At 63.4% G+C, this 13,128-nt stretch carries 8 protein-coding genes; 3 read left to right on the top strand and 5 right to left on the bottom strand.

The window, feature by feature from the left end:
- Positions 1 to 20: 20 nt before the first annotated feature.
- The 3 genes from VHD36_11220 to VHD36_11210 form a co-directional block, all read right to left on the bottom strand.
- Positions 21 to 3,095, bottom strand: coding sequence for a PVC-type heme-binding CxxCH protein (locus tag VHD36_11220; GenBank protein HVU87883.1), 3,075 nt, complete (start codon positions 3,093 to 3,095; stop codon positions 21 to 23).
- Positions 3,096 to 3,097: 2 nt separating this feature from the next.
- Positions 3,098 to 6,100, bottom strand: coding sequence for a PVC-type heme-binding CxxCH protein (locus VHD36_11215; protein ID HVU87882.1), 3,003 nt, complete (start codon positions 6,098 to 6,100; stop codon positions 3,098 to 3,100).
- 230 nt (positions 6,101 to 6,330) lie between these two features.
- Positions 6,331 to 6,870 carry a hypothetical protein gene (locus tag VHD36_11210; protein ID HVU87881.1) on the bottom strand — a complete coding sequence of 180 codons (540 nt, stop codon included), beginning with the start codon at positions 6,868 to 6,870 and terminating at the stop codon, positions 6,331 to 6,333.
- Positions 6,871 to 7,188: 318 nt separating this feature from the next.
- On the opposite strand from VHD36_11210, the gene VHD36_11205 reads away from it, so the two are divergent.
- Positions 7,189 to 7,902: a hypothetical protein gene (locus tag VHD36_11205; GenBank protein ID HVU87880.1), complete on the top strand. Its 714-nt coding sequence runs from the start codon at positions 7,189 to 7,191 to the stop codon at positions 7,900 to 7,902.
- 23 nt (positions 7,903 to 7,925) lie between these two features.
- Here the strand turns inward: VHD36_11205 and VHD36_11200 are convergent, their stop codons facing one another.
- Complete coding sequence (locus VHD36_11200) at positions 7,926 to 8,687, bottom strand: PEP-CTERM sorting domain-containing protein (GenBank protein HVU87879.1); 762 nt, start codon at positions 8,685 to 8,687, stop codon at positions 7,926 to 7,928.
- A 382-nt stretch (positions 8,688 to 9,069) separates the two neighbouring features.
- On the opposite strand from VHD36_11200, the gene VHD36_11195 reads away from it, so the two are divergent.
- Complete coding sequence (locus tag VHD36_11195; GenBank protein HVU87878.1) at positions 9,070 to 9,930, top strand: lysoplasmalogenase; 861 nt, start codon at positions 9,070 to 9,072, stop codon at positions 9,928 to 9,930.
- The gene (gene mprF / locus VHD36_11190) at positions 9,927 to 12,521 is read left to right on the top strand and encodes a bifunctional lysylphosphatidylglycerol flippase/synthetase MprF (GenBank protein ID HVU87877.1); all 2,595 of its coding nucleotides are present in this window, start codon (positions 9,927 to 9,929) and stop codon (positions 12,519 to 12,521) included. The genes VHD36_11195 and mprF overlap by 4 nt, the downstream gene beginning before the upstream one ends.
- 48 nt (positions 12,522 to 12,569) lie before the next feature.
- On the opposite strand, the gene VHD36_11185 is transcribed toward mprF, so the two are convergent.
- Positions 12,570 to 13,004: a VOC family protein gene (locus VHD36_11185; protein HVU87876.1), complete on the bottom strand. Its 435-nt coding sequence runs from the start codon at positions 13,002 to 13,004 to the stop codon at positions 12,570 to 12,572.
- Between the last annotated feature and the right edge of the window lie 124 nt (positions 13,005 to 13,128).

The following is a 13,128-nucleotide window of genomic DNA, read 5'->3' as shown; positions in this document are numbered from 1 at the left end:
TGCAAAACGTTTTTTCGGCACTATCGCGCGGCCGGACCGTCAAAGCCTGACAGCCATTTCGCCTCGGGATCCTCGGGGGCCCGATCGAGCGCCAGAAAAGTCAGCAGGTCGACCAGTTGCTGCGGCGTCAGTTGACGATCGAGATCCTCGGGCATGAGCGACAGTTTGCTCGTGTCCATTTCGGCGATCCCGTCGCGCGGGATGGTCTCGAGCTTGCCCCCTTGTTGTTTGAGGACGACGCGCTGGGGGCTGTCCTCGACCAAGAGGCCCGTGAGAATGCGACCATCGTCGGTTACGACCGTACGCGCCTGATAGGCGGCGCCGATCACTAAACTGGGATCGAGCACGTTCGATATCAGCTGCTCGTACGAGCCGCGACCATTGACCGTCAGGTCGGGGCCGACTTCCTGCCCTTCGCCATAGATCTTGTGGCAGTTGCCGCACACTTTGCGGAAAACCAGCCGCCCAGCCGCGGGGTCGCCGAGGCTCGTGCGCACGAGTTGCCGCGTCTGGCGGATGACATTCTCTCGATCCTGGCTGCGTTCCTCGCGCAAGGTGCCCCAGACGCGCGCCACCTGGTCGCGCAGTTCGTTGTCGCCGGCGGCCAGCAGCTTGCGGATGTGGCTGGCGTTCACGGCCGAACGATCGATGGCTCCGTCGGCCAGTGCTTGTAGCAGCTTCCGTCCCCAAGCGGGCCGGCTCGTCAGCAGGCCAACCGCCTGTGGCTGCAACTCGGGGGCGAGCCGCGAGAATACCTCGAGCGCCAGGAGCGCGACATCGTCGTGGTCGAGACGTGCCAGCGATCCCAACACGCGGCGCTGCAAGTCGGTACTGGCCTGATCGCCCTCCGCAAAAAGGGGCTTAAGCGCCGTCAGCAGTTTCTCATCGTGCAGGGTCACCAGGGCCTCGAGCGCCTGGCCGCGTGCGGCATCGGAATATCGGGGCGCGACCAGAATCTCGCGTGCTGCCTCGACCGCCGTGGCATCGTTCCACGAAGCCGCCAGCAGAACAGCAGCTACGCGCAGCGAATCATGGTCGGCGCGCTTGCGCAGCGTGGCGACCAGCGGTGCGCAGGCCTTTTGCAATTGCGCGGCGTCAGACTCGGCCAGCTCGCGATCGCGAATCTCGTCGGCGACCGTATCCAGGCATCGCACGCCCGCCTCGGCGAACACCGGCTGGGCGTCGGCGGCCTGCACCGCCAGCGTGAGCGCGCGGGCAATCTGCTCGGCCGGGAGCGGTCGCGTCGCCAGCAAACGCTCGCACAGGCGCGGCAAGATGAGCGCCGCGCCGGGGGATTCGCGGCGTCCGTCGCGCGCGAGCGCCGCGAAGCAGCGGTCGGCGTCGCGCTCGAGGCGCGGATGCAAATTCTGCCACACGATGTGCGGAATCAGCGGATCATCGGCCGAGCGGCACAAAACCTCGACCAACAAATCGACCGTGTCGACGTCGGCGATCTTGCCGGCGGCGATCGCGACTTGCAGCCGCACTTCGGGCGCGGGATCGGCGGCAAGGGTGACGATCTCGTGGCGTAACCCGACGGCGATCGTGCGCTGGTTCCCCGCGGCCCGCACGCCCCAGGCGCGCAAGTCGGCATCATTATGCTCGAGCAGCTTGGAGTGAAAACCTGGATCGAGTGCGCCCGCCCCCAGGAGCGCCCACAGGGCATGCATCCGCGCGGTGCGCGGCGCCGTGTCGTCGAGCACTAACTGTTCGAGTTGATCGAGCGCCTCGGGCTCGGCCCGTTCGGCCAACAGCCGCTGCGCGATGTCGCGGAAAAAGACATTCGGGCTGCGCAAGCGCTCGACGAGCTGCAGCGTCGATTCTTGCGCCAGGTCGAGGGCGCCAGCCCGCGGCGTGTCCTTGTAGCGCACGCGGTACAGGCGGCCGCGCCCCCGATCGATGCCGGCCGGGTCGCGGTTGGCGTCCTGGTAGCAGTGGTACCGATCGTACCAATCGAGAATGTACAAGCAGCCGTCGGGTCCCGTCTTTTGCACGACGGGCATGAACCAGGCATCGTTGGCGGAGAGAAAGTCCTTCTCAGGCCGGCCGGCATACGTCGCGCCGTTGCGCGCGATCGCGTCACAGTTGATGCAGTTACCATGGATGTTGCCCATGTACAGCTTGCCGCGATACTCGGCCGGGTAGGCGTCGCTGTCGAAAAAGTGGATGCCGCAGTAGGCCGCCTGCTGATGATGATGCTTGACGATCGACTCGATCTTCCACGTGAAGGGAGGATACGCGCCGGCCTGCCGATGGTAGTAGCCCGTCTCGACCAGGTGCCACAAATGGTCGATCACGCAAGCGCTGACGAAGGCGCTGCCAGCATGGTCCCAGGCGATGCCCCACGGGTTGCTCGTTCCTTCGGCAAAGAGTTCGAAGTGGCGCGTGCGCGGATCGATGCGAAACATGGCGGCCGTGAAGCGCAGCTCGCGATCGTCCTGCCGGACCACGCTGCGATTGAAGACGCCGTTCAGGCCGTAGAGCCAACCGTCCGGTCCCCAGGTGAGCGAATTGGGAAGCTCGTGCGTGTCGTCACGGCCGAACCCAGTGACGACCACCTCGCGTCGATCGGCCCGATCGTCACCGTTGGTATCCTGCAAGAACAAGATATCGGGCGCGTTGGCCACCCATGCGCCGCCCGCGCCGACGGCGATGCCCGACGGGATATTCAATCCGTCGGCGAAGATCGTGAACCGGTCCGCGCGGCCGTCGTGGTTGGTGTCTTCGAGGATCTTCACGCGGTCGCGGCCCGGGCCCGGCTCGCGCCGTGGGTATTCGAGGCTTTCGGTCACCCAGATCCGCCCGCGCTCGTCGAACGTCATGGCGACGGGGTTCACCAGGTCAGGCTCGGCCGCCACGAGTTCAACGGAAAACCCTTCCGGCACCGTCATGCGCGCCATGGCTTCGCTGGGAGATAGCGCGGGGCCCGGCGCCCTGTTCTGTCCGTGCGGGACAAGCATCGGCGCGGGCGGCGCTTGTGCAGCCGGCTCAGCGGCGCGCAGCATGTTCGAGGTCGAGAGCGCCAAGATTGCGCAGGCACCAATGCGTCGCGACCAGTTGGCGGTTTGCAGAATCCCTCTGCCAAGATGCTTCACGATCATTCCCCCGCCGGCGCTTGTGCGGGTGTGGCATTTGTAAGCGACGTCAAAAACGCCAGCAGGTCGGCCGCGTCTTGCGCCGTGATATCCTGCAAGACCAGCTCGGGCATCATCGACTGTCTCTGTGGCTCGATCGTGACAACATCCTCCTTGGGCACGTGAATCGATTTGCCTTGCGCGTTTTTGATCACGACTTCCTTGTCGTTCTGTTGTTCGATCAAACCGGCGTGAACCTCGCCCGACGCCGTTTCCACAAGCTGCACGACGAACTCGGGCGCGATGGCCTTCGAGGGTTCGAGAATGGTTTCCAGCAGCGTGCGGCGTTCGTACTTCTTGCCGATCTGGCTCAGGTCGGGTCCAACCTTCGTGCCGAAACCGTTGACCTGATGGCACGACTGGCAGCGGGCGGCCGAGCTCTTGAAGAAAATCGTGCGGCCGCGGTTGCCGTCGCCCGTCAGGGCCAGGATTTCATCCGGCTTCACCGCCGCGCCCAGGCGCTTCGGCCGATCACCCTCGGGGATGAAGCGTTCATACAGCACGCGAATGCCCGCGTCGACGTGCCTGGTGGTACGGGCAATGATTGCCTGTCGCACGTCGTCGGGCAGCTTGCCGTCCTCGATCAATTTCAAGAGCACGAGCGATCCGCCCACGCTATCGCTTGTGCGCTCAAGCGCGGTTTGCCGCAGCGCGGGGGGCGTATCAGGTGCCAGGATCAACTTTTTGATCGGGGCCCAGGCTTGCAGATCGACCAGGGCCCGAGCGGCGGTTGTCCGAAGGCCTTCGTCTTTTGCCGTGAGCAGCGCTTCGCAGGCCGTCGCCGCTCCGGCGGTGTTCAAGCGCGCCGCCGCCGCCAGTGCCTTGGCCCGCGCGTCGGACGGAACGCTGGCGGCGTGCGCCACGACCAGCAGCATGCTGCCGCACGGCTTGAGGCCCTGTTTTTCGATGAGCGCGATCATCGGCTGGCGCAAGTCCGATTCGGTCAGCAACTGCGCCGCTGCGGAGAGGAATTCCGGCCGCTCGGGCAGTTCTTTCCAGTCTCCCTCCAAATTGCGCCCAAGCGCCGCGAGCGCATCTTGCCGGGTGGCGAGTGGCTCGGCGCGATCGGCGGCGACCGACAACACGGCTTCGCCGGCAGCCAACGAGGGAATCGTGCTCAGACGCACGAGCAACCGGCCACGCGCCGCTGCTTCGAGCCTTTTATCCGCAAGAGCCTGGATCACGAAGCGCGCGGCCGCATCCGGATCGAGCGCCTGCACGAGATCGACATTGTCCAACGACACGCGGCCGGCATCGGCCAGTGCCTTGGCCAATTCTTTGCGCCGGTCGCCCGCGGCGATGTTAATCGCTTCGAGCAGGTAGCGATCGGTGCCGTCGTACGCCGAAGCGAATCTCAACAGGGCCGCGTCGATGTCGGCGCCGCGCCAATCGGTCAGCGCCAGGATCACTTCCCGGCGGACTTCGATCTCGGGATCGTCGGCCAGTGCCAAGAGCGGCGCGCGATACTCTTCGCCGTGCCGACGCAAGATGCGCACGGCCAAAGCCCTTTCCCGCCCCGACAGGCTCTTGAGCTGTTCGGCAACCTTTTGCCGCGCTTCGCCACCGACGCGATCGAGCACCCACAGGGCCCGGGCGCGATAGTTCGGGTCTTCGTCATGCAGAAGCGCGGCCAGCGCCGGCACTGCCTCTTGTCCGGCCGCCAGCAACCGCTCGCGCGCCAGGAACTGCGTGGCCAGGTTCGGGTTCTTCAATCCTTCGATCGCGTCAGGAACGTTTGAGTATGGACCGGGCTGGCCGACGCGCGAGAGCTTTTTGCCGGCCGGACGCAGCAGGAAGATGCGCCCCTGGTCGGGGTTGTTGTAAGCGTGGCCGCCGACGCCGCCGTCGTACCAGTCGGACAGGTACACGCTTCCGTCGGGTGCCGTGCAGATGTCGTCGGGCCGGAAATACTTGTCGTCCTTGCTGGTGACGATCAGCTCGCTGTCGGTCCGCATGCCGGCCCCCGACTTTTCGAATCGGTACAGCCGCACCTCGCGCGGGCCGGCATCGGTGTGCAGCGCCGCATTCTTGTAATGGGGCCCGAGCGCGTCTCCTTCGTAAAAGCAGATGCCACACGGCGAGCCAAAGCCGGTAACCAGCGTCGCGGGCACGTAGCCGGGCACGTGGCCGCGGAAATGCCAATGCTCGCCGAAAGGTGTTTCGTGCGGGACGCGCGCCGGCGGCCGTCCGAACCAGCCGTAGTTGCCGCCGCCCAGCAGCCAGCAGATGCGAACGCTGAAGTTGCCGTCGTTGTCGTTGTCGCTCAAGTACGATTCGCCGAACGAGCTGACACACACTTCGTAAGGATTGCGAAAATTCTTGGCGACCGTTTCCAGCTTCGCGCCGTCGAGCTCGCCGCGCAGGACGGCGCCCCATTGATACTCGACCTGGCTGCCGTCCGTGCCGGTGACGGCGAAGCCGGCGTCGCCGTGCGACATCCACCACTTGTGATCGGGACCGAGCACCAGGCTGTGCGCGCCGTGGTCGTGGTTTTGTCCCTTGAAACCGGTGAGCAGTTTGGTCGGCGGACCGTCGGCCTTCAGGTCGTGGTCCTTATCTTCGTAAACCCACAAGTCGGGGCTCGTCGCGACATACACTTTGTCGCCCGCCACGCAAATGCTCATCGGGCAGAAGACGTCTTCGGCGAACACCACCACGCGATCGGCGCGGCCATCGCCGTCGGTATCTTCGAGGACCTTGATCTTGTCAGCCGCTGGTTGCTTGGCCGCGGCGCGATACCACTGGATCTCGGCGACCCACACCCGACCATGCGTGTCGACGTCGATGGCTGCAGGATTGGTGATCATGGGCTCGCTGGCGAAGAGCTTGAGTTCGAGGCCGTCGGGCACCGACAACGATTTCAATTCGTCTTCCGGCGACATTTGGGCCAAGGCGGTGATCGCCGTCGCTAGAACGACGGCGTGAACCAGCAGGGCCGCGCGAAAAGCAATCCGCAAGCGAAGCATTCCAGAATCCTGGTGAGTGGTGAGCGGTAGAGGGCAGGGGGGAGGCACGCGCGACGGCCAAGTTGGTGCACCGGTGCGGGCCTCACAAGCATACCGCAACAAGCGCCGCGGGGGGTGCGGAACCGCTGGTCGCGCAGCCGCTAAACGGCCGCGCTCGCCGCCATGTTCGCCAAAAGGATCATTTTAGCCTGCCAGCGACGCCGGTCGCAAATTCGGCTTCGCGCCTGGACTTACTCCGGCAGCGCCGGCATGAGCAGGTATACCCCGGCGGCAACAAGACAAAGCAGAACAATCAGAAACGCGGCCAAACGCGTCTGGTCATAGCGTCGTCCGACGATGGCGCGGGCCAGTACGGCCATCGGAATGGCCGGAACGAACACGAATGGCTCGACCAGATTGGAGAGAGATTTCCCGGCGTCATTCACATAGACCAACACTGCCCAGAGGGAAAATGGCAATACAAACGCGAGCAACTCCCAGGCATGCCAATCAACGCGCTTTCGTGCCAGAAAGATAAAGGGGGCCGAGAGCGCGAGTGCGATGGCCGCGTAAACGAGCCAGTAGACCAGCATGGCAAGGCAAAACTCAATCATGCATTCCTTGCTCGCTGATTCGGCGCTCCAAAGCTTCTCGGTCGGCGTAGAACTCGTTCCAATCGGGAATGCGCGTACCCTGTCGCGTGGCGAGTTGTTCGGCGAATGCGCACCATTCCATTTGCAGCGGTGTCGGCAACCACGACGGTCGCGGGTTGGCGAATATTTGCAGGACACGGTGGAACTCCGTTTCCACTTCGAGAATGTCCGCCCAGGTTAGCTCGCCGGAGTCGTACTTGGCGCCGATTTCATTTCGTGCGCTTGTAAGTACTCCTTGAAGACATGTCTGGAGTTCCGTGGCGAAGCCGTGAGAGGTGATCTCAGCCTCAAGCCGTACGAATAGCTCTTCGAGCTTGGCACGTAATTCTTGGCGGTCCATAATCCACCCGCGCGCCGGCAGCGAAACAACGGACGTGTCGGTAAAATGTCAGTCGTCCATCCACCGTGAAAACTACGACTCCCCATTTTTCTCGCCGAACTCCATAATACTTACTTATGATCGACCGCGAAGCGCGCACCGAGCTCTGTCAGGCCGTCGACGATTTCTTGTTCGATCGCATCGGTTCCGAGGCCTTCGACGCGGAGATCCAGAGCCTCTACCGAGAGACGCCGGACCAGACGGTCCGACACGTGATCAGCCAGCTATGGCTGACGTACTCCGACATGGAAGACCACCTGGTGCGCTATGACCGCCGCACGTGGAAGAGCGTGCAGCGGTTGGTGCTGCTACTGACTTCAAACGCCGAGATCGAGTTTCACCGATCCTGGCAGTGGCATCCGTCGCAATTGATGGCTGGCGCCGGGCTGGCGAAGACGGCCCTGTGGGTGCCCGTCAATTTTGTTCTGGCATTGGTGATCGCTGGCGTGACGGCGAACACCGTCGGGCGACATCGCCGTCGATTAAAGTCGTCCGATTCCGAACGCGACCCGTGGCACGCCTGGCCGTTTCCATCGCTGGCTGCGCTTGCCAGGACGTTGCGGGCGAATCCACAGTTTCAAAGGCGACCCTACAGACCTGAGCTGCCGTCGCGCATACCAAAGGTGCCGTGGTACGACGACCTTCATCTGCCGCGCGTGATCGAGGTACCCTTGGCCGCCGTCGGCTGGTGCATCGTCGCGCCGCTCGTGCTCCTCGTGCAATGCCTGCCCCTGTGCCGGGTGCGCGAGGCCTTTGTCGAGCCGCACGAGGTTGCGGCGCAGGGCAGGTAGATCTTCGATCGTCGCAGTGAATTCTAAGCCGACAATCGCCGTCGGCCGAGAACTCCTAGCAGTCCCAGCCCAAGGATCGCCAGCACGCAGGAACTCGGCTCGGGAATCGAGACCGACGGGCCACCCGCGAAGCTGCCGGCGCCCGCGGCCGTCGCGATATTGAAGTTCTGGGTGGCGTCATTAATGCTGAGCGGTCCACTGCCAGCAATGTTCTGGTCGACGGAGAGCGTTTGCCAGCTGGTCAGCGCGATATTGAAGCTGCCTTGCTCGTTCGGCGAAAAGCTCAAAAAGTCCGAAGTGTAGGTGATCGAGTAACCCGTCAGCGTATCGGCAGTGAGCGACGCCGTTTCTCCGCCCAGGGTGCCCGATAGCTGCGCGGTGAAGTTGATCGTCAGCAGGTTTGTGCGGGAGCCGTTCCCCTCGGCCGCGGGCGTGTTGCGCGTGAATTGAATGACGCTTTCGAGATCACCCTCGCCATCGAAGAGTTGGGAGCCCACAGTGTCGCCAAAGCCCGTTACCACCTGCGCCGTCGTGCTGGCGGTCATTCTCATGGTCGCGTTCTGAAGCCCTTGCAAATCGGCGGGCAGCCCCGGCAGGTTCAAAAAGAAAAAGTTGGCAGGAATGGGGTCGCCAAAGCCGGTTCCGTTAATCGTCCCGAGGGACGCATTGCCCGCGGTGCTCCCGTCGTAACCGAACAAGTTGCCCAGCGGGATGGGCGGTGTCGTGTTGCTGACGTTTCCCTCGGTGAACTGCGCGAAACTGGTGGCGGCCCAGGCCGGGCGCACGGAAAGCGCGGAGCAAGCAAGGACGAAGAATGCGATGAGGACAAGAGTACGATCAACGCGGCAACGCAAAGAGTGCGGCATAATACCCCTCGGAGTGGAAAACCTGTGGATGGACGAGCGATTGAAGAAACGCTTGTCAGGTTTTCACTAGCTATCCGAGAGTTTGCGAAATCAGCCGCCGTAAAGTGGCGCAGGCGTTGTTCCGAATCCTGCTGAGCGGCAATCTAACAAACCAACGATCAAAGAATCCATAGGAAATCCGCGATGATCGAAAAACAGGGTACGGTGTCGACGAACATGCGCCGCAAAACTAGGCAGCCTCCGGGATAGGTTTGTGAGGGCATTTCGAGTAAAAAGGCCAGATTCTCTCCTGGGGGGTGGCATGATGAATCAAGGCAACGCTCAGCCGCCGGATCGGACGCGCAAAGCGGACGGCTGGGCATTCAAGGTGGCCACGCCATCGCGGCCGTTCCTGCGCGCCCTGTGGTTTCTGTGGGCCGCACCTTTGGCCTTTGCCATGATTTGGGGCAATACCACGGCCGGACACTCGTCGCTGCCGGCCACTTGGGGACGCATGGGGGCGTCGCTGACGCTTGTCGCGGCGAGCGTGGCGGGCTACGCCCATTATCGCGGTTCGTGTGCCGGCCGGTTCATTGCGCTCGTGGCCTTGGGCATGGCTCTGGGGACGCTCGGCGATTTCTTCAACGCCGACTTGCTCAACAACCTGGTGCCGCTACCGGACCCGGTGCTCGGCGGCATGATCTCCTTCGGCCTCGGACACATTGCCTATATCGCGGCCTGTTTCGAAGCCGCGCGCGTGCTCGCATTGCAAAATCGTGGCAAGCGAAATATGGCGCTCTTCGCGTGGCTAGTCATTGCCACGATCGGCTGGTACGCGATCGTGTACCTCGCGCCGAATGAAAAGACGCGGCCGCTTGTGTTTCCGGCGCTTCCTTATTCGCTGCTCTTGGCGGCGACGGCAGGATTTGCGACAGGGTTGGCCTGGCAATGTCGAATGTTCGGCCTGATGGCCGTGGGCGCCGCGCTCTTTTTTCTCAGCGACATGCTGTTGGCCATCGGCTTGTTTCGCGGCTCTTTGCCGCATTCGACCGAATGGGTGTGGCTGACGTACTCGCCGGGCCAGATGTTGATCGTCTTCGGGGCGCTGGCCGTCTGTCCGCTGCTGGCGGTCGAAGGCGTAGCGCCCGATATCGCGCCGCCCCAGAGTGGGGACCGGCTATGAAGCAGGACTCTCGACACGCGGCGCGCGGCGCGCCGGCCTGGCGCCAGCGGGTGCTCGGCGTTGCGGGGTCGCTGGCGGTGGTACTCATCTTCTCGGCCGCCGTGTTCGTGCTGCACCGCGAGTTGCGCGATTATTCGCTCCGCGACATCGAAGAACGCTTGTCACTTTTGTCCTGGAAGCAACTCGGCGCGGCGCTCGCGATGACGGCGCTTAGCTACACCCTGTTGACCGGCTATGACTGGCTGGCGCTGCACTATATCGACCGGTCGTTATCGTACTCGCGGATCGCGCTGGCTTCGTTCGTCAGCTATGTGTCGAGTTACAACTTCGGCGCGATCCTCGGCGGCTCGACCATGCGCTACCGCCTGTATTCGACTTTCGGCCTCTCGGCCGTCGAGGTGGTGAAGATCATCGCCATCTGCACGGTGACCTTCGTGCTGGGCTTTTGCACGCTGGCCGGGGCGGTCTTCACGTTCGATCCACTACCGCTGCCCGAGGTTGTGGAGGTGAAACTTCCCGTCACGACCGTTTTTCCGATCGGCATCACCCTGCTGGCTGGCGTCGGCGCGTATTTGTGCTTCAGCGCGTTGCGGCTGCGACCGGTCGCGGTACGCGGCTGGGAGTTCTCGCTCCCTCCGCCGGGCTTCACGCTGATGCAGATGTTCATCGCTTCGGCCGACCTGATGGCCGCATCCGCGGTCTTGTACGCACTGTTGCCGGCCGAGATCGCCGTGTCGTATCCCAAATTCATGGGCATGTTTCTCACGGCGCAGGTCGCGGGCATCATGAGCCACGTGCCGGGAGGCCTGGGGGTCGTGGAGGCGATCTTGCTGCATACCCTTGCGCCGCAGGATCCGGCCGCTGTAATGGGGTCGCTCGTAGTTTACCGGTTGACGTACTACTTGCTGCCGCTGGTGCTGGCCACGGGGCTCTTGGCCGGGCACGAAGCGTCGCTGCGCTGGAAGACGGTAACCCGTTACGCCGGATTGTTCGGGCGCTGGGCGCCGGAAATCGTGCCGCGCGTGCTGGCCGGCACGACGTTCGCCAGCGGCGCGGCCTTGCTGGTGTACGGCGCACTCCCGCGCACCGTATCGCGCTGGCATTGGCTATCGGATTTCGTGCCGTTGCCGGTCGTCGAGTTCTCGCACCTCTTCGGTAGCGTGGCGGGCATGGGGTTGCTGCTCTTGGCGCGCGGCCTGCTCGAACGCTTGGACGCCGCTTACCATTTGTCGGTGGGATTGCTGACCTGCGGGATCGTGGTTTCGCTCTTGCGAGGGTTCAACCTCGAAGAGGCGTCGATTCTCACCGTCATGCTGCTCGCCTTATTGCCATCGCGCCGCTACTTCGATCGGCGCGCTTCGCTATTGCACGAGACATTGACGCCGGGCTGGATCACTTCGATCGTGCTGGTGTTTCTCGGCACGCTATGGCTGGGTGTTTTCTCTCATAAGCACGTCGAGTACACCAATTCGCTGTGGTGGCGATTTGCCCTGGCCGAAGACGCCCCGCGCTCGCTGCGGGCCATGGTCGGCGCGGCGGCTGTGCTCGTCGCGGCGGGCGTCGCGCGGCTCTTGCGGCCGGCCGATCCGCAGGCGCACACGCCGGACGAAGAAGAACTGGCGGCCGCCGAGCGCGTCGCCACGGAATCGCCACGCACGTCGGCCTACCTGGCGCTATTGGCCGATAAGTCGCTCTTGTTCAACGAGAGCCGCACCGCCTTCTTGATGTACGCCATCGAAGGTTCGAGTTGGGTGGTGCTCGGCGATCCCGTGGGAACGAGGGCCGAGGCCAACGAGTTGGCCTGGCAGTTTCGCGAGTTGTGCGACCGGCATGCCGGCACGCCGGTCTTCTACCAGGTGTCGGCGGCGAACTTGCCCTTGTATCTCGACCTGGGCTTGTCGCTGTTGAAGTTGGGGGAAGAAGGGCGCGTGTCGCTCGCGGATTTCTCACTCGAGGGAGGTAGCCAGCGCCATTTACGCGAAGCGGTTCGCAAGGCCCAGCACGCCGGCTGCACGTTCGAGGTGATACCGCGCGAGGCGGTTCCGCCTCTGTTGCCGGAATTGAAAGAAATCTCGGACCAGTGGCTCGCGACGCGCAACGCGCGTGAGAAGGGCTTTTCGCTCGGCTTCTTCCGCGAAGATTATTTGCGGCGGTTTCCGCTGGCGCTAGTACGCCACGAGGAACGCATCGTCGGCTTTGCCAATGTGCTGTGCGGCGCCGGTAAGCACGAACTGTCGATCGACCTGATGCGCTATCGACCGGCGGGGCCCGCTGGCATCATGGATTATCTGTTCGTCGAGCTCATGCTGTGGGGGCGCGCGCAAGGGTTCGAAAACTTCAGCATGGGCATGGCCCCGTTGTCAGGCTTGGACGTGGGGCCGCTCGCCCCCTTGTGGCACCGATTGGGCACGCTCGTCTTTCGCCACGGTGAGCACTTCTACAATTTTCAAGGGCTGCGGCAATACAAGGAAAAGTTCCACCCGCAGTGGGAGCCGAAGTACCTTGCGTCGCCGGGCGGACTGCGCCTACCGAAGATCCTGGCCAATGTGGCCACGTTGATTTCGGCCGGCGCCACGCGGACGAAGGAGTGAGAGCGCGAAAGCGTCGAAACACTGGATGCCGCGTAATCATCGCCACGCTCACCCGCCCGAATCGGCCAGCGTCTTTTCGTTTTCTTCGAACACCTGAATCAGCGCGCCGCAGGTGTCCTTCGGGTTCAGGTAGCAGTGTCGCCAATTGGGATTGTCGTAGTTGGCCGCCAGCACGCGGATACCTTGCGATTCGAAATATTTGATCGCCTCGGGCAGGTTCTCGACGCTGATCGAAATGTGGTGAAAGCCCTCACCGTGCCGCGCGATATAACGGCCCACGCCCCCTTCGCCGGCGACGGTGGGCGAAACGAGCTCGAGCTTTTTGCCACCGAGTTGAAACGTAGCCCAGTGAAATCCTTCCGCATCGCTTTGGCCGCGATCGCCGAGCGGTTCGCCTCCCAGTACGTCGACGAACAATCGCCAGGCGCGATTGATATCGACGACACCGATGGATACATGATCCAAACGCTTGAAGATGCCCATGATCGAGTGGCTCGCCGGTAGCACGGATGAATTGACCGCGCCCATCATACCCCGCCGGCGTCTCATCCGGCGCGGCAAGCGTGACGATTTTGCGGGCGAAAGTCCGCGGGACGGGGCCGCGAGA

This window comes from Pirellulales bacterium, from assembly GCA_035546535.1.
Lineage (GTDB): Bacteria > Planctomycetota > Planctomycetia > Pirellulales > JACPPG01 > JACPPG01.
This window is presented reverse-complemented; position numbering and strand designations above follow the sequence as displayed.